At 70.3% G+C, this 21517-nt stretch carries 26 protein-coding genes; 12 read left to right on the top strand and 14 right to left on the bottom strand.

The window, feature by feature from the left end; translation table 11 throughout:
* Positions 1–26: 26 nt before the first annotated feature.
* Complete coding sequence (gene purD, locus ABLE88_RS06140; protein WP_348830556.1) at positions 27–1292, bottom strand: phosphoribosylamine--glycine ligase; 1266 nt, start codon at positions 1290–1292, stop codon at positions 27–29.
* A 134-nt stretch (positions 1293–1426) separates the two neighbouring features.
* Here purD and xseA point away from each other — a divergent pair, with 134 nt between their 5' ends.
* Together xseA and ABLE88_RS06130 are read left to right on the top strand one after the other, a co-directional pair.
* On the top strand, positions 1427–2959 hold the full coding sequence (gene xseA / locus ABLE88_RS06135; RefSeq protein ID WP_348830555.1) for an exodeoxyribonuclease VII large subunit: 1533 nt from the start codon (positions 1427–1429) through the stop codon (positions 2957–2959).
* A 179-nt stretch (positions 2960–3138) separates the two neighbouring features.
* The gene (locus ABLE88_RS06130; protein WP_348830554.1) at positions 3139–3360 is read left to right on the top strand and encodes a DUF2093 domain-containing protein; all 222 of its coding nucleotides are present in this window, start codon (positions 3139–3141) and stop codon (positions 3358–3360) included.
* Positions 3361–3385: 25 nt separating this feature from the next.
* On the opposite strand, the gene lpxK is transcribed toward ABLE88_RS06130, so the two are convergent.
* The 7 genes from lpxK to ABLE88_RS06095 form a co-directional block, all read right to left on the bottom strand.
* Complete coding sequence (gene lpxK, locus ABLE88_RS06125; protein WP_348830553.1) at positions 3386–4417, bottom strand: tetraacyldisaccharide 4'-kinase; 1032 nt, start codon at positions 4415–4417, stop codon at positions 3386–3388.
* Positions 4414–5709 carry a 3-deoxy-D-manno-octulosonic acid transferase gene (locus tag ABLE88_RS06120; RefSeq protein WP_348830552.1) on the bottom strand — a complete coding sequence of 432 codons (1296 nt, stop codon included), beginning with the start codon at positions 5707–5709 and terminating at the stop codon, positions 4414–4416. The genes lpxK and ABLE88_RS06120 overlap by 4 nt, the downstream gene beginning before the upstream one ends.
* Complete coding sequence (locus tag ABLE88_RS06115; RefSeq protein WP_348830551.1) at positions 5706–6410, bottom strand: lysophospholipid acyltransferase family protein; 705 nt, start codon at positions 6408–6410, stop codon at positions 5706–5708. The genes ABLE88_RS06120 and ABLE88_RS06115 overlap by 4 nt, the downstream gene beginning before the upstream one ends.
* A gap of 209 nt (positions 6411–6619) precedes the next feature.
* A complete protein-coding gene (locus tag ABLE88_RS06110; protein WP_348830550.1) occupies positions 6620–6868 on the bottom strand; it encodes a DUF4170 domain-containing protein in 249 nt (82 codons plus the stop codon).
* On the bottom strand, positions 6865–7698 hold the full coding sequence (locus ABLE88_RS06105) for a 3'(2'),5'-bisphosphate nucleotidase CysQ (protein WP_348830549.1): 834 nt from the start codon (positions 7696–7698) through the stop codon (positions 6865–6867). Before ABLE88_RS06105 ends, ABLE88_RS06110 begins: the two co-directional genes overlap by 4 nt.
* A gap of 86 nt (positions 7699–7784) precedes the next feature.
* Positions 7785–8732, bottom strand: a complete 948-nt coding sequence (gene ubiA / locus ABLE88_RS06100) for a 4-hydroxybenzoate octaprenyltransferase (protein WP_348830548.1) — start codon at positions 8730–8732, stop codon at positions 7785–7787.
* A gap of 9 nt (positions 8733–8741) precedes the next feature.
* Complete coding sequence (locus tag ABLE88_RS06095) at positions 8742–9218, bottom strand: hypothetical protein (protein ID WP_348830547.1); 477 nt, start codon at positions 9216–9218, stop codon at positions 8742–8744.
* Between the two features lie 398 nt (positions 9219–9616).
* Here ABLE88_RS06095 and ABLE88_RS06090 point away from each other — a divergent pair, with 398 nt between their 5' ends.
* From ABLE88_RS06090 to ABLE88_RS06060, 7 genes are all read left to right on the top strand, one after another.
* A complete protein-coding gene (locus ABLE88_RS06090) occupies positions 9617–11377 on the top strand; it encodes an acetolactate synthase 3 large subunit (protein ID WP_348830546.1) in 1761 nt (586 codons plus the stop codon).
* 190 nt (positions 11378–11567) lie between these two features.
* Positions 11568–12083 (top strand): acetolactate synthase small subunit, encoded by a 516-nt coding sequence (ilvN, locus tag ABLE88_RS06085; protein WP_348830545.1) that lies wholly within the window; start codon positions 11568–11570, stop codon positions 12081–12083.
* 86 nt (positions 12084–12169) lie between these two features.
* Positions 12170–12511, top strand: coding sequence for an AbrB/MazE/SpoVT family DNA-binding domain-containing protein (locus ABLE88_RS06080; RefSeq protein WP_348830544.1), 342 nt, complete (start codon positions 12170–12172; stop codon positions 12509–12511).
* On the top strand, positions 12492–12833 hold the full coding sequence (locus ABLE88_RS06075) for a type II toxin-antitoxin system PemK/MazF family toxin (protein ID WP_348830543.1): 342 nt from the start codon (positions 12492–12494) through the stop codon (positions 12831–12833). Before ABLE88_RS06080 ends, ABLE88_RS06075 begins: the two co-directional genes overlap by 20 nt.
* Positions 12834–12868: 35 nt before the next feature.
* Positions 12869–13888 (top strand): ketol-acid reductoisomerase, encoded by a 1020-nt coding sequence (ilvC, locus tag ABLE88_RS06070; RefSeq protein ID WP_348830542.1) that lies wholly within the window; start codon positions 12869–12871, stop codon positions 13886–13888.
* Between the two features lie 98 nt (positions 13889–13986).
* Positions 13987–14280 (top strand): BrnT family toxin, encoded by a 294-nt coding sequence (locus tag ABLE88_RS06065; protein WP_348830541.1) that lies wholly within the window; start codon positions 13987–13989, stop codon positions 14278–14280.
* On the top strand, positions 14249–14458 hold the full coding sequence (locus ABLE88_RS06060; RefSeq protein ID WP_348830540.1) for a hypothetical protein: 210 nt from the start codon (positions 14249–14251) through the stop codon (positions 14456–14458). Before ABLE88_RS06065 ends, ABLE88_RS06060 begins: the two co-directional genes overlap by 32 nt.
* A gap of 36 nt (positions 14459–14494) precedes the next feature.
* On the opposite strand, the gene ABLE88_RS06055 is transcribed toward ABLE88_RS06060, so the two are convergent.
* Together ABLE88_RS06055 and ABLE88_RS06050 are read right to left on the bottom strand one after the other, a co-directional pair.
* The gene (locus ABLE88_RS06055; protein ID WP_348830539.1) at positions 14495–15004 is read right to left on the bottom strand and encodes a YybH family protein; all 510 of its coding nucleotides are present in this window, start codon (positions 15002–15004) and stop codon (positions 14495–14497) included.
* A gap of 233 nt (positions 15005–15237) precedes the next feature.
* The gene (locus ABLE88_RS06050) at positions 15238–16080 is read right to left on the bottom strand and encodes a substrate-binding periplasmic protein (RefSeq protein ID WP_348830538.1); all 843 of its coding nucleotides are present in this window, start codon (positions 16078–16080) and stop codon (positions 15238–15240) included.
* A 378-nt stretch (positions 16081–16458) separates the two neighbouring features.
* Here ABLE88_RS06050 and fldA point away from each other — a divergent pair, with 378 nt between their 5' ends.
* The 3 genes from fldA (at position 16459) to ABLE88_RS06035 (ending at position 17831) form a co-directional block, all read left to right on the top strand.
* On the top strand, positions 16459–16941 hold the full coding sequence (gene fldA / locus ABLE88_RS06045) for a flavodoxin FldA (protein WP_348830537.1): 483 nt from the start codon (positions 16459–16461) through the stop codon (positions 16939–16941).
* Positions 16920–17324 carry a DUF2023 family protein gene (locus ABLE88_RS06040; RefSeq protein WP_348830536.1) on the top strand — a complete coding sequence of 135 codons (405 nt, stop codon included), beginning with the start codon at positions 16920–16922 and terminating at the stop codon, positions 17322–17324. The genes fldA and ABLE88_RS06040 overlap by 22 nt, the downstream gene beginning before the upstream one ends.
* A 75-nt stretch (positions 17325–17399) precedes the next feature.
* Positions 17400–17831 carry a winged helix-turn-helix domain-containing protein gene (locus ABLE88_RS06035; RefSeq protein ID WP_348830535.1) on the top strand — a complete coding sequence of 144 codons (432 nt, stop codon included), beginning with the start codon at positions 17400–17402 and terminating at the stop codon, positions 17829–17831.
* Here the strand turns inward: ABLE88_RS06035 and modC are convergent.
* From modC to ABLE88_RS06015, 4 genes are all read right to left on the bottom strand, one after another.
* Entirely contained in the window at positions 17737–18936 is a 1200-nt protein-coding gene (modC, locus tag ABLE88_RS06030; protein ID WP_510182873.1) for a molybdenum ABC transporter ATP-binding protein, read from the bottom strand. The two genes, ABLE88_RS06035 and modC, sit on opposite strands and share 95 nt — an antisense overlap.
* The gene (gene modB / locus ABLE88_RS06025; protein ID WP_348830533.1) at positions 18936–19625 is read right to left on the bottom strand and encodes a molybdate ABC transporter permease subunit; all 690 of its coding nucleotides are present in this window, start codon (positions 19623–19625) and stop codon (positions 18936–18938) included. Before modB ends, modC begins: the two co-directional genes overlap by 1 nt.
* Before the next feature lie 134 nt (positions 19626–19759).
* Entirely contained in the window at positions 19760–20569 is an 810-nt protein-coding gene (gene modA / locus ABLE88_RS06020; RefSeq protein ID WP_348830532.1) for a molybdate ABC transporter substrate-binding protein, read from the bottom strand.
* Between the two features lie 141 nt (positions 20570–20710).
* The gene (locus tag ABLE88_RS06015) at positions 20711–21235 is read right to left on the bottom strand and encodes a DedA family protein (protein WP_348830531.1); all 525 of its coding nucleotides are present in this window, start codon (positions 21233–21235) and stop codon (positions 20711–20713) included.
* Between the last annotated feature and the right edge of the window lie 282 nt (positions 21236–21517).

Genomic DNA, 21517 nt, shown 5'->3' with positions numbered 1-21517 from the left:
CGGGCTCCATCGACGGAAGGGCGAGGTCAGGCAAGGCGGCCGAGCGCGCGCCAGCCGATGTCGCTGCGGAAGAATCCCTCCGGCCAGTCGATCTTGGCGATGGCGCCGTAGGCGCGCGCGCGTGCTTCGGCGAGGGTCGCGCCGCTGGCGGTGACGTTGAGCACGCGCCCGCCGTTCGAGACCAGGTTCGCGCCCTTGAGACGGGTGCCCGCCTGGAACACCAGCACGCCTTCGCCCGCGCCCGCGGCGTCCACGCCGGTGATGGTGCTGCCGGTCTGGTGCGGGCCGGGATAGCCGCGGCTGGCATAGACCACGGTGATGGCCGAGGTGGGGTGCCAAGCGGGGGTGACCGCGGCGAGGCGGCCGGTGGCGGTGGCGTAGAGCACCTCCAGCAGGTCGCCGGCATAGCGCGGCATCAGCACCTGGCATTCGGGATCGCCGAAGCGGCAATTGTATTCCACCAGCTTCGGCCCCTGCGCGGTCAGCATGAGGCCGGCATAGAGCACGCCGCGATAGGGCGTGCCGGCCGCCGCCATGGCCCTGGCGGTGGGCACCAGGATCTCGGCGATCGCCCGCGCCTCGAGGTCCGCGGTGAGCACCGGGGCGGGCGAATAGGCGCCCATGCCGCCGGTATTGGGGCCGAGGTCGCCGTCATAGGCGCGCTTGTGGTCCTGGGCGCTGCCGAACGGCACCACGGTCTGCCCGTCCACCAAAGCGAACAGGCTTACCTCCTCGCCCTCCATGAATTCCTCGATCAGCACCTCGGTGCCGCCGCCGGCGAACACCTGGGCGACCGCGTCGGTCGCCTCCTCCACCGTGAGGGCCACCACCACGCCCTTGCCGGCCATCAGGCCGTCCGCCTTCACGACGATGGGCGCGCCCTGCTCATTGACGTAGCGGCATGCAGAGTCCAGGTCGGTGAAGCGGCCGAAGGCGGCGGTGGGGATGCCGTTGGCCCGGCACAGCTCCTTGGTGAAGAGCTTGGAGCCTTCGAGCCGGGCCGCGGCGGCGGTGGGACCGAAGGCGGGGATGCCGGCGGCGTCGAGCCGGTCCACCAGCCCGGCCACCAAGGGCGCCTCGGGCCCCACCACCACGAACTCGATGCCGTGGTCGCGGCAGAACGCCACCAAGGTGTCGTGGGCCGACAGGGGAATGCCTTCCACCAGATCGGCGTGCTCGGCGACGCCGGGATTGCCCGGCGCGGCGTAGAACTGGCCCATGGATGGGCTCTGCGCCAGCTTCCATGCCAGCGCGTGCTCTCGCCCCCCCGAACCGAGCAGCAAAACGTTCATGCCGCGCATTCTCCTTCTTCTTGCCTTATTGGCTATCGGCTCATGGGCTCGCGAACAAGCCCCAAGGCTCTGCGCTCGCCGCATGGGGGCTGCCCCTTTATGCTGACCTCGTGCAGCCCAGGCGATCCGATTCGATGGCAGAAACCGAGGATACCCGCGTCAACGCGCCCGAATGGAGCGTGTCCGAGCTGTCCGCCGCGCTGCGGCGCACGGTGGAGGACGCCTACGGCCACGTGCGGGTGCGCGGCGAGATTTCCGGCTATCGCGGCCCGCATTCGTCGGGCCACGCTTATTTCGCGCTGAAGGACCAGGGCGCCAAGCTCGACGCGGTGATCTGGAAAGGCACCTTCGCCCGCCTGCGGCTGAAGCCGGAGGAGGGGCTGGAGGTGGTGGCCACCGGGCGGCTCACAACCTATCCGGGCAAATCGGGCTACCAGATCGTCATCGAGGCGCTGGAGTTCGCCGGCGCCGGCGCCATCATGGTGATGCTGGAGGAGCGCCGGCTGCGGCTCGCCGCCGAGGGCCTGTTCGATCCCGCCCGCAAGAAGAAGCTGCCTTACCTGCCGCGCGTGATCGGCGTCGTCACCTCGCCTACGGGGGCGGTGATCCGCGACATCCTGCACCGGCTGGCCGACCGCTTCCCGCGCGACGTCGTGGTGTGGCCGGTGCGGGTCCAGGGCGAGACCAGCGCCGCCGAGGTGGCGGCCGCCATCCGCGGCTTCAACGCGCTGCCCGAAGGCGGGACGGTGCCGCGCCCGGACGTGATCGTGGTGGCGCGCGGCGGCGGCTCGCTGGAGGACCTGCTGGGCTTCTCCGAGGAAGTCGTCGTGCGCGCGGCGGCCGAGAGCGCCATCCCGCTGGTCTCCGCCGTGGGCCACGAGACCGACGTGACGCTGATCGATTTTGCCGCCGATCTGCGCGCGCCCACCCCCACCGCCGCCGCCGAGCTGGTGGTGCCGGTGCGCTCGGACCTGATCGCGCTGGTGGAGGGCTTCGGCGCGCGCCTCGCCGCCGCGCCGGTGCGGCTCCAGGAGCGCCGGCGCGCCGATCTGCGCGCGCTCGCGCGCCTGCTGCCCACCGCCGCGAGCCTCATGGAGGCGCCGCGCCAGCGGCTCGACGGCGCCGCCGACCGGCTGCCGCGCGCGCTCGCCGCCAATGCGGTGGCGCACCGGGTGCGGCTCGCCGCGGCGCGGCTGTCGCCGCAGACCCTGCGCATCCGCATGGCGCGCTCCGGCGAACGCTTCGCGGCCCAGGCGGCCCGCTTCGAGGCGGCGGGCCGGGCGCAGCGGCTCGCCTTCGGCGCCGGCCGCCGCGCGCTCGGCGACCTCGGGCGGCGCGCCGGGCGGGCGGTGGACGAGGTGCTGCGCGCCGAGCGGCGCCGGCTCGCCAGCCTCGCCCAGCTGCTGGAAGCCCTGTCCTATCACGGCGTGCTAAAGCGCGGCTTCGCTTTGGTGCGCGACGCGCAGGGGCAGGCGGTGCGCGCCGCCGCGGCGGTCGCCCCGGGCGCGGGGCTGGAGATCGAGTTCGCGGACGGCCGCGTCGCCGTGCGCGCCGGGGCGGGGGAGGGGCCTCCGCCGCCGCGGGAAGGGGCCGTGCGCCGGCCGCGCCGGGGCTCGGCAAAGCAAGGCGCGGCGGGCGCCGACGCGCCGACCCTGTTCGATCCCTGAGCCGGAGACCTTTCCCCAGGACAGGCAAAGCACTATCTTGAGGAGCATCGCTTCACCAGCCGGTGCCGCCCGGGCCGTTCCAGCCGGGATGGCGGCCTCGTCTCGAAGCTCATAGCAAGAGCCCGCGTCGATCGGCCCTCCGATCCGGCCGAAGCGGGGATCGGGACCGTCTCGCCGTGATGAATCGATTCGAACGTTTTCCGGAACCCCACGGGGAGGCGGAGGTCCGCTACCTCGACGGCGAATTCCGGATCCTGCGGCCCGGCAGCTTCGTGCGCTGCGCCGTGACCGGCCAGCCGATCGCGCTCGACGAGCTGCGCTATTGGAGCGTCGACCTCCAGGAGGCCTATGCCGACCCGGAGGCGGTGCTGGCCCGGGTGCGCGCGATCTCCGGCCGCTGAGCCGGCGTCCCGCGACCCGGCGCTTTCAGGAGCCCGCCATCCGCGCCGCCGCGCGCGCCTCCGCCTGCGCCACCAGATGGCCGAGCGCCCCTCCGTCGGCGGGATGCAGCGTCACCGGCACCACCTCGATCAGCGCCCGCAGGCCGGTGAAGGCGGCGAGGCGCGCGGCGTCCTTGGTGGTGGTGACGAGGCTGAGGCCGCGCGCCTTGGCCTGCGCGACCAGCGCCGCCATCTCGCCTTCGCCGAACAGGTGATGGTCCGGGAAGGGGCGGCGCTCCACCACGTCGAGGCCTTGCGCCGCCAGCATCTCGAAGAATTTCGCCGGCCGGCCGATGCCGGCGAAGGCGAACAGCTTGCGGCCTCGAAGCCGCGCGACGGCCGCCGGATCTGGCTCCAGCACCGCCTCGATGGGCGCACAGCCATTGGCCCGCGCCAGCGCCGCGAGCGCGGGCAAGGTGTCGGGTTCCGGGGCCGGGCCCACGATCAGCAGCGCGTCGGCCCGCGCCAGCTGCGCGCCGAGCGGCGCGCGCAGCGGGCCGGCGGGCAGCACGCGGCCGTTGCCTACGCCGACCCCCCGGTCCACCACCAGCAGGGACACGTCCTTGGCGAGGCTGGGATTTTGGAACCCGTCGTCCATGACGATGTGGGTCGCGCCCTCCGCCACCGCGAGGCGCGCCCCGGCGAGCCGGTCGCCGCCGGCGACGATGGTGGGCGCGCGCCGGGCGAGCAGCAGCGGCTCGTCGCCCACGTCCGCCGCCGTGTGCCGCGCCGGGTCGACCCGCACCGGCACAGGCGCGGTGCCGCCGTGGCCGCGCGACAAGGCGAAGGGATGCCCGCCGCGCCGCGCGATGAGGTCGAGCAGAGCGAGCGCGGCCGGGGTCTTGCCGGCGCCGCCCACGGTGGGATTGCCGACGCAGATCACCGGCACCGGCACGCGCCCCCCCGATTTGCCCATGCGCCGCAGCGTCTCGGCGCCGACCAGCGCGCCGATCGGCGCCAGCACGGCCGCGGCGAGCCCCGGCGGGCGCCACCAGAAGGCCGGGGCGGTCGCGATCATCGGTGCCGCAGCCGGATGTGGACGAGATAGGGCTCGATCGCCGACAGCGTGCGCTCCAGCGCCCCGCCGAGGGCAGCGACGCTGACCCGGGCGGCAGCCGCCACCCGCTCGCGCCGCGCCTTGTCGCGCAGCATCACGAAGGTGAGCCGGGCGAGGTCCTTGATGTCGGCCACCGGCAGCGCACCGCCGTCGGCGTCGAAGCGGGCGTAGATGGCGGTGAAGTTCCACACGTGCGGGCCGTGCAGCACCACCGCGCCGAGCTTTGCCGCCTCGATCGGGTTCTGGCCGCCGTGCTCCACCAGCGAGCCGCCCATGAACACCACCGGCGCGCAGCGGTAGAGCAGGCCCATTTCGCCGATCGTGTCGGCCACATAGACGTCGGTGCCGGCCTCCGGCAGGGCGCCGGCGCTGCGCAGGGCGATGGCGAGGCCGGCCTCCTCGGCGAGCGCGGCGATCTCCTCGCCCCGCTCGGGGTGGCGCGGCGCGATGATGGTGAGGAGCCCGCCGATCTCCTTGCGCAGCGCCTTGTGGGTGGCCAGGGCGAGCACCTCCTCGCCCGCATGGGTGGAGGCGGCGAGCAGCACCGGGCGCGCGCCGACGGCAGCGGACAGCGCCGCCAGGGCCTGCGGCTCGGCGGCGGGGGCGGGCACGTCGAACTTCAAGTTGCCGCACACCTCCACCCGCGGCGCGCCCAAGGCGCGGAAGCGGGCGCCGTCCTCCTCGCTCTGGGCGAGGCACAGATCGACCCGCGACAGCAGCGCCCGGGCGCTGCGCGACAGGCGCGACCAGCGCTGCGCCGAGCGCGGCGAGAGCCGGCCGTTGACCAGCACCACCGGCGTCTTGCGCCGGCCGAGGTCGTAGAGCAGGTTCGGCCACAGCTCGGATTCGGCGAGCAGCACCAGATCCGGCTTCCAGTGGTCGAGGAAGCGCGAGACGAACGGGCCGGCGTCGAGCGGCATGAACTGGTGGATCACGCCCGGCGGCGCGCGCCGCGCCGCCACCTTGCTCGAGGTCAGGGTGCCGGAGGTGAGCAGCACGTTGAAGCGCCGCGCCGCCAGCCGCTCGATCAGCGGCATCACGCAATTCACCTCGCCGACGCTCGCCCCGTGCACCCACACCAGCGGGCCCTCCGGCCGCGCTGCGCTGGCGACGCCGCGCCGCTCGGGCAGGCGCTCGCGATCCTCCTTGCCCTTGCCCGCCCGGTAGGAGAGCCAGGCCGGCGTCAGGAGCGCGGCCGCGGCGCTGGCGCCCCGGTAGAGGCGCAGGGTCACGGTGAGCGAGCGCGGCCTCATCGGCGGCTTCCGCCGGAACGGCCCACCAGCGCCTCGGCGCGGGCGGTCACCGCCTCGAGCCGCTCCTGGACCAGCGCGCGCGCCGCCGCGAGCTGCGCCTCGTCCGCGTCGCGCGGCACGTAGACCGGCTCCCCCACCACGGCCGCGCCCGGGCCGAAGGGCAGGTTCAGGCTGGCGCGATCCCAGCTCTTGAGGGTGATGCGGTTGCGGGTGGCCATGGCGAGCGGAAGAATGGGGCGGCCAGAATACCGTGCTATGGTAACGACGCCCAGCCCCGCTTTGCGGGCAATTTTCGGCACGTCGGCGGTCATGGCCACGTTGATGCCGTCGCGCAGGGTCTCCAGCATCTCATAGGTCGCCGAGACCGCGCCCTTCCGGTGGAAGTCGTGGCGCGAGGTGGCGCCCGAGCCGCGGATGGTGCCCACCCCGAGCTTCTCGGCGGCGATGGCGTTGATCTGCGCGTCCGCATGGCGCGAGATCAGCACCTTGGCCTTGTGGTGCGGCTTCATGGCGAACGGCGTGAGGAAATGCTGCCCGTGCCAGAAGGTGACGATCACCGGCATCTTCTCGTCGATGACGTCGAAGATGTTCTCCGGCTCGATGACGAACCGCGTGGTGTGGGCCACGAGCTTGAAATAGCCCGCGAAGGCCGAGCCCGCGGCCAGCTGGAACGCGCGATTGGTCCGGATGCGACGCCACATGTCTTCTTGTTCTCACCTTGGGTCGGTCGGTCGGACTTGGTTAGATCGGACTTGGCCAGAAGGGACTTGGCCAGAAGGGACTTGGCCAGAAGGGACTTGGCCAGATGGGACTTGGCCAGATGGGATTTGGCCAGATGGGATTTGGCCGGGCCGGCGGCGGACGGCGCGCGTCCGCTTCAAGATCGTGCGCCCCGGTGGGCAAGGACGCTTCAGTCGCCATGCGCCTTTCCGGTCTCCGGGTCCAGAAGGCGGTGCAGATGTACCACGAAATAGCGCATCAGGGCATTGTCCACGGTCTGCTGCGCCTTGGCCTTCCAGGCCGCGGCCGCGCTCGCATAGTCGGGATAGATGCCGACGATGTCGAGCTTGGACAGATCCTTGAACTCGGTGCCGTCGAGGGCGGTGAGTTCGCCGCCGAACACGAGGTGGGGCAGCTGCTTCTTGGCCGTGGTGGTCATGGCATATCCGCTTGGGAGGGTGGCGAAAGGGGAACGGGGCCGCGCGCGGCGAGCACCGCGGCGTGCAGCGGCAGGCCGGCGCAGAACAGGGCCGCGTGCCGCGGCACGCGCCGATTGTAGCGCAACGGCGCGCCGCCATAGCCGGTCAGGCGTCCGCGCGCCTCCTCGACGATCAGATCGGCGGCGGCGAGGTCCCAGTCGTGGGCGTTCACCCCCACCAGCGCGAGGTCCAGTTCGCCGCTCGCCACCCGCGCGAGGCGCAGAGCAAGGGAGCGCACGCGCGGCATGCGGCTCAACGCCACCTTGGGGCGGAAGGCGTCGAGCTCGGCCGGCGGGCCGGCGACCCGCGCGCCCGCGATCGCCTGCCGCCGGCTGGCCTCGATGGGGGCGCCGTTGAGCGTCGCGCCCCGGCCGCGGGCGGCAAGGAACATCTCCTCGCTCGCCGGCGCGTAGAGCGCCGCCGCCACCGGCCGGCCGTCCTCCACCAGGGCGGCGGAGATCGCCCAGTCGGCCCCGCCGGCCATGAAGGCGCGGGTGCCGTCGATCGGGTCCACCACCCACAGACGGCCGGCGGCGAGGCGTTCGCCGGTGTCGGCGCTCTCCTCCGAGAGCCAGGCGACATCCGGGGCGGCGCCCATCAAGGCGTCGTGGAGCAAGCGGTCGACCGCCATGTCGGCCTCGGTGACCGGAGAATCGTTGCCCTTGGTCCAGGTGGCGACACCCACCGCGCGCATGTCGCGCGCCAGGGCGCCGGCCCGCGCCACCGCCTCGGCGAGGGGGCGCATCAAGGCATCGGTGTCGCAGGTCGTGGCGGAAGGGATCGCGCTCATGGGGAGCCAAATAGGCGGCGGGGCGGCCGGAGGCAAGGCGCCTCGTGCTGCATTGCACCCGCCGTGCGGCGCCGGCGCCGGCGGCGTCAGAGCAGCGCCGGGACGAGCGTGTCGAGCGCGAGCCCCGCGAACAGGATCAGTCCGGCGTCGCGGTTGGACTTGAACACCACGAGGCAGCGCGCCGGATCGTCGATGTCGAGGGCGCGCACCTGCCAGGCGAGCTGGAGCGCGAAGCCGGCGAGGCCGGCGACCGCGAGCGGTCCGGCCCCCGCGGCGCGCAGCGCGAAGCCGAACAGCACCACCGTCAGCGCGTAGCACAGGCCCACCACGAGGGCGGAGTTGCGGCCGAAGAACAAGGCGGTGGAGCGCACCCCGACGACCGCGTCGTCCTCCTTGTCCTGGTGGGCGTAGATGGTGTCGTAGGCGAACACCCAGGCGACGCAGCCGGCGAACAGCAGCAGAGCCGGATCCTCGATGGCCCGGAACACGCTCGCCCAGCCCATCAACGCGCCCCAGGAGAAGGCGATGCCCAGCACCACCTGGGGAAACGAGGTGACGCGCTTCATCAGCGGGTAGACCGCCACCACGCCGAGCGAGGCGATGCCGGTGACGATGGCGAAGCGCGGCAGGGCGAGCAGCACCGCGAGGCCGATCAGGCACTGGAGGGCGAGAAAGGCGAAGGCGGCCGGCACGCTCACCGCGCCGGAGGCCACCGGGCGGTTGCGGGTGCGCGCCACGCGGCCGTCGATGTCGCGGTCGAGGATGTCGTTCCAGGTGCAGCCGGCCCCGCGCATGGCGAACGCGCCGATCGCGAACAGCGCCAGCAGCGCGGGATCGGGGAACGGGCTGCCGGCGGCGATGGCGGCAAGCGCCGTGGACCACCAGCAGGGCAGCAGCAGCAGCCAGGTGCCGATCGGCCGGTCCACGCGGGCAAGACGCAGATAGGGCCGCAGCGCGGCGGGCGCGTGGTGGTCGACCCAATTGCCGCGCGCGGCGTCGGCGACGTGGGGGGCGGACCGGTCCGTGGAACTCAAGGCGCGCGCCTATTTCTTCATGACGTTGCCGTTGATGGTGTCGAACACGGTGCCGCCGGCGCCACCCAGGGAATAGCCGGTGGTGACGCCGAGCGCGCTCGAGATCGAGCCCTGCTGCGGCGGCTTGGCCGGGCCGCCCGGCCCGGCGCCGCCGGCGGCCGCCTGGCACACCTGGTCGCGCACGGTATTGGTCTTCGTCAGGCTGGCCTTGGAGGCTTTGATCGCCTGCTCCGGCACCTGGCACCAGTCCTTGTTGTCCACCAGGAACTTGTTCCAGCGCAGCTCGGCGCTGGCATAGTTGCGGAACAGCGGACACAGGGTCTGGGGGTCCTTGGTGCGCTTGGTGGCTGCGCCCAGCGCCTTGCCGGCCTCCTCCAGCGCGCCGCGCGCCGCCGTGGCGTCGGTCTGGCAGTCCGCCATGGCGCCCGAAGCGGCAAGCGCGCTTGCAACCCCGGCGACCGCGATCGCGAGCGTGAATCTGTTCATGGAGCTTCGCCCCTTCTCTTTGCCGCCCCCAGGGGAAACGTTGATACAGAGACCCTAAAGATAGGGCAACATCACGGCAGGGGCCGGTGCCGGCGGCACCCGGCGCGCATTGACGCTTGACGCGGTGCGGGACCGCCGGTAATTTCGCGCAACTTTTGAAAGGGACGGCGCCGTCATGCGCAACATCGTTATCCTTATCGTAGGGGGGCGCGCCACTGCCGGATCGGCCTGACGGTCGGTCGGACGACAGGTGGCGCGCGCATGGGGGGCCTTCGGGCCCCTTCGTCGTTTCTAGGGCCCTTCGCCGGCGGCACGCCGCGTCCGGGGCCCTCGGGTTCGGGGCGCGCGGGCGCCCGCAGGGTCGAGCGGCGCGAAGGCGCCCCAAGGAGTTTGAGGCAATGGAAAAGCAGATGACCGGCGCCGAGATGGTGATCCAGGCCTTCGCCGACCAGGGCGTCGCCCACATCTTCGGCTATCCGGGCGGCGCGGTGCTGCCCATCTACGACGCGCTGTTCCACCAGAACGAGATCGAGCACATCCTGGTGCGCCACGAGCAGGCGGCGGTGCATGCGGCCGAGGGCTATGCGCGCTCGTCGGGCAAGGTGGGCGTGGTGCTGGTCACCTCCGGCCCCGGCGCCACCAATGCGGTGACCGGCCTCACCGACGCGCTGATGGATTCGATCCCGATCGTGTGCATCACCGGCCAGGTGGCGACCCACCTGATCGGCAACGACGCGTTCCAGGAATGCGACACGGTGGGCATCACCCGCCCCTGCACCAAGCACAATTACCTGGTGCGCGACGTGAACGACCTCGCGCGCGTGCTGCACGAGGCGTTCTACGTGGCGCAGAACGGACGCCCCGGCCCGGTGGTGGTGGACATCCCCAAGGACGTGCAGTTCGCCACCGGCACCTATGTCGGCCGCGAGAACATCCAGCACAAGACCTACCGTCCGAAGCTCAAGGCCGAGGCGCCGCAGATCGCCGCGGCGGTGGAGCTGATCGCGGGCGCCAAGAAGCCGATCTTCTACACCGGCGGCGGCGTCATCAATGCCGGCCCGGAGGCGAGCCGCCTCTTGCGCGAGCTGGCGCGGCTCACCGGCGTGCCGGTGACCTCGACGCTGATGGGCCTCGGCGCCTTCCCGGCGGCCTCGCGCCAGTGGCTCGGCATGCTCGGCATGCACGGCACCTATGAAGCCAACATGGCGATGCACGACTGCGACGTGATGGTGTGCATCGGCGCGCGCTTCGACGACCGCATCACCGGCCGTCTCGACGCCTTCGCGCCGGGCTCGAAGAAGATCCACATCGACATCGACCCCTCGTCCATCAACAAGAACGTCAAGGTGGACCTGCCCATCATCGGCGATTGCGGCCGGGTGCTCGCCGACCTCGTCGCCGCCTGGAAGGCGCGCGCGCTCGAGCTGGACCGCGCGGCGCTCGAGGCCTGGTGGGCCCAGATCGACCGCTGGCGGGCGCGCAACTGCCTCGCCTACCGGGCGTCCGACGAGATCATCAAGCCGCAATACGCCATCGAGCGGCTCTATGCGGCGACCCGCGACAAGGACGTCTACATCTCCACCGAAGTGGGCCAGCACCAGATGTGGGCGGCGCAGTTCTTCCGCTTCGAGGAGCCGAACCGCTGGATGACCTCCGGCGGCCTCGGCACCATGGGCTACGGCCTGCCCGCCGCCATCGGCGCGCAGAAGGCGCACCCGGACGCGCTGTGCATCGACATTGCGGGCGAGGCCTCGATCCTCATGAACATGCAGGAGATGTCGACCGCCGTGCAGTTCGACCTGCCGGTGAAGATCTTCATCCTCAACAACAAATACATGGGCATGGTGCGCCAGTGGCAGGAGCTGCTGCACGGCGGGCGCTACTCCCACTCCTATTCGGAGGCGCTGCCCGACTTCGTGAAGCTCGCCGACGCCTATGGCGGCGTGGGCCTGCGCTGCGAGAAGCCCGCCGACCTCGACGCGGCGATCGCCGAGATGATCGCCGTGAAGCGGCCGGTGATCTTCGACTGCATCGTCGACCAGCAGGAAAACTGCTTCCCCATGATCCCGTCGGGCCGCGCCCACAACGAGATGATCCTCGGCGACATGGCCATGGACCTCGACGCCGCCATCACCGACGAGGGCAAGATGCTGGTGTGAGGCGCCTTTGCCCCTCACCCCGCATTTCTCCCTCTCCCCTCGCGGGAGAGGGGCCAAGGGTGAGGGGGAGGCCGGGCGAAGAGCCCGATCTCCGGCAAGCCGCGCGACCCCTCACCCCAACCCTCTCCCGCAAGGGGAGAGGGAGCCCGCTCCGATTGCGTCCGTCCTTACCCCTCATCCCGAGCCCCTCATGCCCCACACCTCCGAGCCCATCGAGCGCCACACCCTCTCCATTCTGGTGGACAACGAGCCGGGCGTGCTGGCGCGCGTCATCGGCCTGTTCTCCGGCCGCGGCTACAACATCGACAGCCTCACCGTGTCGGAGGTGAGCCACGAGGGCCACCTCTCGCGCATCACCATCGTCACCACCGGCACGCCCATGGTGATCGAGCAGATCAAGAACCAGCTCGACCGCCTGGTGCCGGTGCACCGGGTGCGCGACCTCACGGTGGAGGGCACCGCGCTCGAGCGCGAGCTCGCCATGGTGAAGGTGCGCGGCGTCGGCGAGGCGCGCGGCGAGGCCCTGCGGCTTGCGGAGGCCTTCCGCGCCCGGGTGATCGACGCGACGCGCGAGAGCTTCGTGTTCGAGATCACCGGCAAGTCCGACAAGATCGACCAGTTCGCCTGGCTCATGGAGCCGCTCGGCCTCGTGGAGGTGGCGCGCACCGGCGTGGTGGCGATCTCCCGCGGGCCGGAGGGGATGTGAGCGTTTCGATGACGGCAGTGGAGGGCTTGCGCCCTCTGCCCGCTGGGGATATACGCCCGGATATCCAATGAAGGTCCGATACGGCCATGAAGGTCAAGGTCGCAAAATGGGGCAACAGCGTCGCCGTGCGGATTCCCAAGTCCATCGCGGACGACCTCGGCTTGCGTCCGGGCAGCATCGTCGAGCTTGAACGCGACGGGGCGTCGGTCTCTATCCACGCCGAGCCGAAGGTGAAGATTCCGCGCTACCGGATCGAGGATCTGGTGGCAGAGATGAAGCGGCTGGGACCGGAGAATGAGCCTGAAACGGTGGACTGGGGGCCTGACGTCGGCTCCGAGATCATCGACGACGCGTGGTCGAACACCGCTGGCAGCCGCAAGGATGTCCCGGCGCCCGGCAAGAGCGACGATGCCTCTCGCCGCCGGTGACATCGTCTGGGCCGAGCTGGACCCCGTCCGAGGAAGCGAGCAGGCGGGGCGACGCCCCGCGCTCGTGGTCTCGGTGGAACTCTACAATTTGACCTCGCGCCGCGCCTTCATATGCCCGATCACCTCGCGCATCAGGGACTGGCCCTACAACGTGCCCCTGCCGGACGGCACGAGAACCCGGGGCATGGTCCTTGTCGACCAGTTGCGCGCCGTCGATCAGGCCGCACGCATTTTCGGTCTGATCGAGCGCGGACCCGAAGAGCTCCTGGCGGAAGTCCGCGGACGCCTCGTGACGCTCCTCGGCATCCCGCTTCCCGCCTGACCATTCCTTAAGAAAACGCCCACAAGGAGACACTGATGCGCGTTTACTACGATCGCGACGCCGACCTGAACCTCATCAAGGGCAAGAAGGTCGCCGTCGTCGGCTATGGCAGCCAGGGCCATGCCCATGCGCTCAACATGCGCGATAGCGGCGTGAAGGACGTTGTGGTCGCTTTGCGTCCCGGCTCCGCCACCGCCAAGAAGGCCGAGGCCGAGGGCTTCAAGGTGATGAGCCCGGCGGACGCCGCCAAGTGGGCGGACGTGGTGATGATGCTCACCCCCGACGAGCTGCAGGCCGACATCTACCGCGACAGCCTCGTCGACAACATGAAGCACGGCGCCGCCCTGCTGTTCGCGCACGGCCTCAACGTGCACTTCAACCTGATCGAGCCGCGCGCCGACCTCGACGTGCTGATGGTCGCCCCCAAGGGCCCGGGCCACACCGTGCGCTCGGAATATCTGCGCGGCGGCGGCGTGCCGACCCTGATCGCCATCGCCCAGGACGCCTCGGGCAACGCCCACGACCTCGGTCTGTCCTATGCCTCGGCCATCGGCGGCGGGCGCGCCGGCATCATCGAGACCACCTTCAAGGAAGAGTGCGAGACCGACCTGTTCGGCGAGCAGGTGGTGCTCTGCGGCGGCCTGGTGGAGCTGATCCGCGCCGGCTTCGAGACCTTGGTGGAGGCCGGCTACGCCCCCGAGATGGCCTATTTCGAGTGCCTGCACGAGGTGAAGCTGATCGTCGACCTCATCTATGAGGGCGGCATCGCCAACATGAACTACTCGATCTCCAACACCGCCGAATACGGCGAATACGTCACCGGCCCGCGCATCATCACGCCCGAGACCAAGGCGGAGATGAAGCGCGTGCTCACCGACATCCAGTCCGGCAAGTTCACGCGCGACTGGATGCTGGAGAACAAGGTGAACCAGACCTCGTTCAAGGCCACCCGCGCCAAGGCCAACGCCCACCAGATCGAGGAAGTGGGCGAGAAGCTGCGCGCCATGATGCCCTGGATCAAGGCCAAGGCCCTGGTGGACAAGACCAAGAACTGAGGTATGATAATATAGCGAAAAATTTAGAGATCGTTAGGGGTTCCTTATAGCCCGTTACTGTAGCTTAGCCTGATCGGCATTCCGCCAAGAGGCGCGTTATGGGCGAGACCGACGATCTCGAATGGGACGACGATAAGGATGCGGCGAACCGCGCCAAGCACGGTTTGCCGCTCTCCGTCGCCGGCCGCATCTTCGATGGCAGGCCGCGCCTCGATCGGCGTTCGCTGAAGCCGCCCCAGACCGAGCTGCGCTTCGAGACCATCGCCGCCATCGGCGAGGATGTGTTATTGTGCGTGTGGACGTGGCGGAACAGGAAGCGCCGCGCCATATCTTTGAGGATGGCGAAGCGGAGCGAGCGGCGTGCCTACCAAGAAGCAATTGGAGGAAGCTGACCGGGCGATCAAAGAGGTCGACTGGGAGAAGCTGCGCGCCATGAGCGACGAGGACATCCGCGCGCACTGGGCCTGGGACAAGGACATGACCTGGCCCACGGACGAAGAGCTCGCCGAGTTCGATCTCGTGATCCCCGCCAAGAGCCGCCGCAAGCCGCCGAAGAAGGCCGCGGAATAGCGCGCGGCCCGAAGACCGTTCCCCAATCTGCCGCCGTTATTTCCCGCCGCTTCCTGCCCGCGCGTCCTCGCCTTCCACCGGGAAGGCCATGTAGCGGGCGATGCGCCAGGCGCCGTCCGGGCCGCGGCGGAAGATGTCGAGGCCCTCGTCGCGCGCGAGCAGCCTGCCGCCCGGCCCCTCCGTGAGAACCCAGGTCAGGCGCACCACGGCGAGGTCGCCCGAAACCAGGATCTCGTGGATGTCGAAGGCATAGGAAAGCGTCCGGTCGCCCTTGGCCAGCGCCGTCGCGAGGCGTCCGCACACCGCGGCCTTGTCGCCGGCGGGCGCGCCCTGCATGTCCGATTTCAGATCGTCGGCGAACAGGGTGCATGCGGCGGCGGCATCGCCGCGGTTGAAGGCTTCGGTCCATGCGGCGAGGCGCGTGCGGATGGCGGCCTCGGCCGTCGCGGGCTCCCCCGCCCCCGCAAGCGCCGGCGTGAGAGCGAGGATCAGGATCAGGACGGCGCGCCGCAGCATCTCGCACATCTCCGCGCCGGTGGACGCCAAGCCTCACTACATCATTGCGACGGGGGCCGCCGCAACGTCGGTGGCGGTGGGGGCCCGAATGACGGGATGTCTCGGATCGAGCGTTCTCAGCAAAGCGGGTTCGGATTCCGCCTCAGGAAGGCGCGTCAAAGGACGAGGCTCAAGCCTGATCTGTCGCGCCCGCCGGCCGGAGGGCTGCGTGCAGACGTCTCCTCAGCTCGGCTTCGCCTCGATCAGGCGTCATCGGCCGCGGCTCACCGCAATTGGTCGCAGGTGGGCCCCGCGCCGCCCGGATAGGGGTTGGCCGGATCGGCGATGGCGCGGTCGAGCGCGCCGGCAAGGCCGGTGCTCGCGGCGCGCACGATGAAGGAGAACAGTTCCGGGTCCAGCGTCCCGTCGGCGAGCATCAGGCAATGGGGCCACGCCACATCCATGCCGCCAAGCTTGGCGTTGAAATAGGCCACGCTGGCGAGCCCCGAGCCGAAGGCGAAGGGCGCGTCCGGCCCCGCGCCCTCATGCACCCGGCGGGCATTGTCCGCATCGTTGGAGGTGGCGACGACCGTCAGTTTCACGCCGGCGCGGGCGGCGCGGTTGCGCAGGTCGATCTCGGCGGTGGAGCCCTCCACCACCATCACCGTGCGCCCGGCAAGGTCCTCGATCGAGGCCACCGTGCCCGCGCCCGCCCGCACGCCGAAGGCCCGGACGACCCTGGTGTAGGGCTTGGACCAGATGCCCTTGTCGCCGGTTTCCGCGCGCCGGTAGGCGAGGTTGGCGACGCCGGAGGCGGCGATGTCGCAGCGGTCGAGGCCCGGCTGGTTCCAGAAGCCCACATAGCTGTCGACCTCCACGGGGGTGAAGGCGAGGCCGAGCTTCGCCGCGAAGGCGGTGAGGTAGGCCACGTCCCAGCCGCTCCAGCGCCCGTCCGCATCCTTGCTGGCGAAGGGCGGAAAGGTGGGGAACAGGCACACCTTCAGCACGCCGGGTGTGAGCGTCCGGATCGGGTCGGCCATGGCGGCAGGGGCAAGGAGCAGCAGGCCGGCGCAGAGCCAGGCGGTCGGCCACGGAGGCCGCGCCGGGGAGGGGATGTGCTGTGGCATCGGAGACCCGGAGCAACGAAAGGGCTGTGAGCATAGATCGCCCCGCGGCGTCCGGGAATGGCCACTCGATCGCCCCTGAGGCCGCGCCAGGGCGGACGAGCTCCCGGCGTCGCGCGATCCTACGGGCAAGGGACCGCGGGACAGACGTCCGGAGCCTGCACTTCAGAACGAATAAAGACGCGGTGCTCCAGATTAAACATGGAGCAATTCAAAATCTTCTTGGCTTTATAGCAGAACGGCCGGTGTCGGGCAATTCGTGACACCCCTCAGTTGAGACAACTTTGAGCGTGACTTATTTTTCATCGCATTCGGTGGTGGCGGCGCTCCCCGGTTTTTGCCGCCCTTGTCTTCATAAGTCGTCCATAACGAGACAAAGCGATGATTGTGAACGTGATTTTCGGCTCCGACGGCGGCGCCACCAAGGGCGTCGCTGCCAAGATCTCCAAGAAGGCCCAGGGCAGGAGCATCGACATCAAGACCGCCAGCAAGGCCGACTTCGAGAATTGCGACCTGCTCATCCTCGGCTCGCCCACCTATGGCGACGGCACGCTCCAAACCGACTGGGAGGAGAACATCGACAAGCTGCGCGAGGCCAACCTCGCCGGCAAGAAGGTGGCGCTGTTCGGCACCGGCGACCAGGCGACCTATCCCGACAGCTTCGTCGACGCCATGGGCATCCTTTTTGACGAGGTGCGCGAGAAGGGCGCCACCGTCATCGGCTTCACCGACACCGCCGGCTACGACTATACCGGCTCCACCGCCGAGCGGGACGGCCGGTTCGTCGGCCTCGCCCTCGACCAGGACGGCCAGTCCGGCATGACGGAAAAGCGGGTCACGGCATGGCTTGCGTCGCTGCTCTAGGGCCGGGTCCGGACGCCCCGGATCGTGCCGGCGATCCGCTCGTCACGCGGATCTTCAACCACAACCTCTATGAATACCGGCGCGGCGTGCGCTGCCTGTTCATGATGACCATGTCGGCGGCGGAGAGCCGGCAGATCGTCGGCCGGCTGTGCCGGGAATGCATCGCCCATTACGTGCACGACGTGAACGGCCACAAGGTCAATCTGTTCTTCGGCAACCCGGCCTTCGTGGAGACCACCCGCTCGGTGGTCAATAAGCCCCTCACGGCGCTCTCGCCGGAGGAGGACTTCATGCTCGGCACCCTGCTCGGCTACGACCGCGAGCAGCAGTGCCGGCGCTTTTTGGCCCGGCGCGGCGGCGTGGCGCCCGAGGCGATGGACTGAGCCGGGGGGCGGGCGCGGGGGCGCGAGATTTTTGCGCCCCGGCGCGCTATGCTTTGCCACCGAGGAGCGCCCGCCGTGACCGTAGATCCCCGCCCCGCCGAGCCCCGCCTGTTCCTGCGCATCGACTTTCCCGACGGGCGCAGGCTCGGGCCGGGCAAGATCGCGCTCCTGGAGGCGATCCTGGTCCACGGCTCGATCCTTTCCGCCGCCAAGGCCATCGGCATGAGCTACCGGCGCGCCTGGCTGCTCATCGACGAGCTCGACCGCATGTTCGAGGAGAAGGTGATCCTCACCTATCCCGGCCGGCGCGGCGCCGGCACCGAGGTGACCGCCTTCGGCGCGCGCGTGATCGCGCTCTACCGGGCGAGCGAGCGGCAGGCGGCGAAGGCCACCCGGGCGGCGGTGGACGAGCTCACGGCGTCCCTCGCGGCGGATTTCCGCCCGGGACCACACGCAGAAGCCGATGAGGTCGAGGCGCCTCCGGCGTCGGGGAAGCGGGCGGGCTGAGGATCTCCGCGCCGGGCGAGGAGAATCCGGAGGGCCGCGAATCCACCGTCACCGCCTTGATCATGGCCCACACCGTCATGCCCGGCTCCAATGCCAGGCGCTGGACGCTCTCCTGGGTCACCAGGGCGGTGAGCTTGGTGTGGGCAAGCGCGACCTCCACGTCCGCGAACGGGCCTTCCGCCCGGGTGATCCGCGCGATGGTGCCCGACAGGCGGTTGGTCACCGACACATCCATGGGCCGCGACAGCGCAAGCGAGACGTCGCGCGAGCGGATGCGCGCCCGCGCCGGCGCGCCGACCGGGCTGCCCACCAGCGGCACGCGCAGCTCGCCGTCGGCGAACGACACGGTGGACAGGCCGAAGGCCGTGTCGTGCGCCGTCACCATGCATTCGAAGATGGTGCCCACGTCGAAGCGGCCGATCACCGGCAGCAGCTCGGGCCGCGAGAGCACGTCGGCGAGCGGCCCGCAGGCGATCACCTTGCCGTCCGCCACCGCCGCCACCGCGCTGGACAGGCGCAGCACCTCCTCGATGGAGTGGCTGACATAGAGGATGGGCAGCTTCAGCTCGTCCCGCAGGCGCTCCAGATAGGGCAGGATCTCGCCCTTGCGCATCTCGTCGAGGGAGGCGAGCGGCTCGTCCATGAGCAGCAGGCGCGGCTGGGCGAGCAGCGCCCGGCCGATGGCGACGCGCTGCTTCTCGCCGCCGGACAAGGTGTGGGGGCGCCGCGCCAGAAGGTGACCGATGCCGAGCATGCCCACCACCGCGTCGAACGAGATGGTGCGCGCGCGCTTCGTGCGGCGCTCGCCGTAGCGCAGGTTGTTCTCCACGTTCATGTGCGGGAACAGACGCGCGTCCTGGAACACGTAGCCGACGTTGCGCTTCTCGATCGGCAGGTCCACGCCCTTGGCGGTGTCGACGAAGGTCTCGCCGTCGACCCGCACGTGGCCGCGGTCGGGCTTCACCGAGCCGGCGACGATCTGGATGATGGTGGTCTTGCCGGAGCCGGAACGGCCGAACAAGGCGGTCACGCCCGCGCCGGGGGCGGTGAAGGTCGCATCGAGCGTGAAGCCGGTGGCGCGCGACAGCGAGACGTCGATCTCGATCATATGCGCCCCAGGGCGAACTTGATGCGGTGGTCCGCCATCTCGGCGAGGATCAGCGCGCCGAGCGCCAGCACCACCGAGACCGCGGTGAGGCGCAGCGCCATGGCGTCGCCGTCGGGCATGTGGGTGGCGCTGTAGATGGCGAGCGGGATGGTCCGGGTCTCGCCTTCCACATTGGAGACGAAGGTGATGGTGGCGCCGAACTCGCCCAGCGCCGAGGCGACCGCGATCAGCGCGCCGGACAGGATGCCCGGCAGAATCAAAGGCAGCGTCACGGTGAAGAAGGCGTCGAGCCTGGACGCGCCGAGCGTGCGGGCGGCGGTCTCGACGCCCTTGTCCACGCCGTCGACGGCGAGGCGGATGGCGTTGACGGTGAGCGGGAAGCTCACCACGGCGGCGGCGACCGTGGCCCCGGCGGTGGTGAAGACGAGGCTGACGCCGAACCACTGGTAGAGATACTGGCCGAGATAGCCGCGGGTGCCGAGGGTGAGGAGCAGCAGATAGCCCACCACCACCTTGGGCAGGACCAGCGGCAGGTGCACGATGCCGTCGAACAGGCCCTTGCCGGGGAAATGGGCGCGCGAGAGGGCCCAGCCCACCGCGATGGCAGGCGGCATGCTCCAGAGCGTCGCCCAGAAGGCGACCTCCAGGCTCAACCGCACGGCGGTCCATTCTTCCGGCGTCAGCATTGCGTCATCCCGGCCAGCACGATGCAAATCTTAAGCCGGGCACGGCCGCGGTGAGAAGCCTCCCGGCGCGCCGTCTCCGGCGCGGCCCGCATGGGCGCCGGCGGAGCGGGGCTTCGCCGGGCGTCCGGTTCAGGTCAGCGGACCGAGAAGCCGTACTTCTTATAGATCTCCTTCGCCTCCGGACCGACGAGGAAGGCGAAGAAGTTTCGGGTTGCCGGCGTGTCCTGCCCCTTCACCAGCGCGAAGGGGTATTCCACCGGCGGGTGGCTGTCGGCCGGGAAGGTCGCGACCACCTTCACATTCTTGGCGATGGCGGCGTCGGTGGCATAGACCACGCCGTAGGGCACCTCGCCGCGCTCCACCAGCGCCAGCGCGGCGCGCACGCTCTCGGCGCCGACGATGCGCGGGGCCACCTTGTCCCACACGCCGAGGCTGGTGAAGGCGGTCTTGGCGTAGATGCCGACCGGAACGCTGTCGGTGAGGCCGGTGGCGATGCGCCCGGTGGGGCCGAGGAGCGCGCCGATGTCCATGCCCTTGGCGATGGTCACCGGCTTGGCGCTGTCGGCCGGCGCCACCAGGACCAGCGTGTTGCCGAGCACGGTCACGCGGGTGTCTTTGAGGGTCAGGCCCTTGCCGTCGGTGTAGTCCATCCATTTCAGGTCGGCCGAGGCAAAGATGCCGGCCGGGGCGCCGGCCTCCATCTGCTTGGCGAGCGCCGAGGAGGCGGCGAAGGAGAAGCGCACCGCCGGCCCGCCTTTGGCCTCGTAGACCTTGCCGATGTCCTGGAAGGCGTTGGTGAGGCTGGCGGCGGCGAAGGTGGTGACGGTCGATGTGGCGCCGGCGGTGGTCGCGGCGGGCTGCTCGGCCCGGGCGGATACGGCGACGGTGGCGGCCAGAATGAGGCCCAGAGCCATTCCGCGGCTAAGGTGCACGAATGTCGTCATGGCAATGCTCCCAAGTGATATGTTCGTTCATATATAGGATCGCATGGCAAGACAATAGCCGCGCCCGCCCCCGGCGGGGTCGCGGGACGGCTCCGGCGTCACCGATTGCGCGGCGGGGAGGGGGCGCGTGGCGGCGCGGCGTCAGAACCCCAGGAGCTTGGTCGCGGCCGCGCCCGGCGCCAGCATGGCGAAGGCCCACACCATGGCGCTCGACACGTTCGCCACCTGGAACGGCACCTGGCGCATCGCGAGGATGCCGGCCACCAGCGGCACCACCGCGCGCAGCGGGCCGAAGAAGCGGCCGATCGCCACCCCCCACACGCCGAAGCGGGTGAAGAAGTCCTCTGCCCGCAGGATCAGGTCCGGACGCCGGGAGAGCGGCCAGAAGCGTCGGGCGCGGTCCTTGTAGTGGAAGCCCAGCCAGTAGGACACCGCGTCGCCGAGCGAGGCCCCGACCACCGCCGCCAGCCAGACCGGCCACAGGCTGAGGCCACTCACCTCCAGCAGCGCGCCGATGGCCAGCATGAGAACCGTGGCGGGCACCAGGAAGGAGATGATCGCGAGCGATTCCCCGAAAGCGAGGGCGAACATCACCAACGGCATGAGGTTCGGATGGTCCTTCAGGAAGGTCGTCGTCGCGTCGACGATGGCGGCCGGATCGATCATGTCACCTCTCGCACCTTATGTCGGCCGAAGCCCCCGCGCGCGCAAGAGCGTGCGCGGCCGCGCTGCCGAAATATGCCGTTAGGGAAGGAGCGACGAAACCGCGCAGGCGGCCGCCGCGGCGACGTTCTTGCGAGATGCGCCTTGAAATCGACATCACCCTTGGCATATGAAGTGCACGCGCTTCGCTCAATTCCGGCCGCTTCGGCCCGAAGGGGCGCACTCGGGCCGCGTAGCGGAGACCGCTCGGAGCTTTCAGAAGCTTGCAGACGCGGCTTTGCCCGA

The sequence above is a fragment of the Xanthobacter luteus genome, assembly GCF_040049235.1.
In the GTDB taxonomy this organism is placed as follows: Bacteria; Pseudomonadota; Alphaproteobacteria; order Rhizobiales; family Xanthobacteraceae; genus Xanthobacter.
The sequence above is the reverse complement of the archived record's forward strand: the minus strand, read 5'-3'. Positions and strand labels throughout refer to the sequence as shown.

Bases quoted from the DNA above. Each gene is read 5' to 3' on its own strand.
- ABLE88_RS06090 (WP_348830546.1), top strand. From the start codon at position 9,617: ATGGAAAAGCAGATGACCGGCGCCGAGATGGTGATCCAGGCCTTCGCC.
- modB (WP_348830533.1), bottom strand. From the start codon at position 19,625: ATGCTGACGCCGGAAGAATGGACCGCCGTGCGGTTGAGCCTGGAGGTC.
- lpxK (WP_348830553.1), bottom strand. From the start codon at position 4,417: ATGATCGCGACCGCCCCGGCCTTCTGGTGGCGCCCGCCGGGGCTCGCC.
- ABLE88_RS06105 (WP_348830549.1), bottom strand. From the start codon at position 7,698: ATGAGCGCGATCCCTTCCGCCACGACCTGCGACACCGATGCCTTGATG.
- modA (WP_348830532.1), bottom strand. From the start codon at position 20,569: ATGACGACATTCGTGCACCTTAGCCGCGGAATGGCTCTGGGCCTCATT.
- fldA (WP_348830537.1), top strand. From the start codon at position 16,459: ATGATTGTGAACGTGATTTTCGGCTCCGACGGCGGCGCCACCAAGGGC.
- ABLE88_RS06130 (WP_348830554.1), top strand. From the start codon at position 3,139: ATGAATCGATTCGAACGTTTTCCGGAACCCCACGGGGAGGCGGAGGTC.
- ABLE88_RS06075 (WP_348830543.1), top strand. From the start codon at position 12,492: ATGCCTCTCGCCGCCGGTGACATCGTCTGGGCCGAGCTGGACCCCGTC.
- ilvN (WP_348830545.1), top strand. From the start codon at position 11,568: ATGCCCCACACCTCCGAGCCCATCGAGCGCCACACCCTCTCCATTCTG.
- purD (WP_348830556.1), bottom strand. From the start codon at position 1,292: ATGAACGTTTTGCTGCTCGGTTCGGGGGGGCGAGAGCACGCGCTGGCA.
- ABLE88_RS06080 (WP_348830544.1), top strand. From the start codon at position 12,170: ATGAAGGTCAAGGTCGCAAAATGGGGCAACAGCGTCGCCGTGCGGATT.
- ABLE88_RS06115 (WP_348830551.1), bottom strand. From the start codon at position 6,410: ATGTGGCGTCGCATCCGGACCAATCGCGCGTTCCAGCTGGCCGCGGGC.
- ABLE88_RS06110 (WP_348830550.1), bottom strand. From the start codon at position 6,868: ATGACCACCACGGCCAAGAAGCAGCTGCCCCACCTCGTGTTCGGCGGC.
- ABLE88_RS06015 (WP_348830531.1), bottom strand. From the start codon at position 21,235: ATGATCGATCCGGCCGCCATCGTCGACGCGACGACGACCTTCCTGAAG.
- xseA (WP_348830555.1), top strand. From the start codon at position 1,427: ATGGCAGAAACCGAGGATACCCGCGTCAACGCGCCCGAATGGAGCGTG.
- ABLE88_RS06095 (WP_348830547.1), bottom strand. From the start codon at position 9,218: ATGAACAGATTCACGCTCGCGATCGCGGTCGCCGGGGTTGCAAGCGCG.
- ABLE88_RS06065 (WP_348830541.1), top strand. From the start codon at position 13,987: ATGGGCGAGACCGACGATCTCGAATGGGACGACGATAAGGATGCGGCG.
- ABLE88_RS06120 (WP_348830552.1), bottom strand. From the start codon at position 5,709: ATGAGGCCGCGCTCGCTCACCGTGACCCTGCGCCTCTACCGGGGCGCC.
- ABLE88_RS06040 (WP_348830536.1), top strand. From the start codon at position 16,920: ATGGCTTGCGTCGCTGCTCTAGGGCCGGGTCCGGACGCCCCGGATCGT.
- ABLE88_RS06050 (WP_348830538.1), bottom strand. From the start codon at position 16,080: ATGCCACAGCACATCCCCTCCCCGGCGCGGCCTCCGTGGCCGACCGCC.
- ilvC (WP_348830542.1), top strand. From the start codon at position 12,869: ATGCGCGTTTACTACGATCGCGACGCCGACCTGAACCTCATCAAGGGC.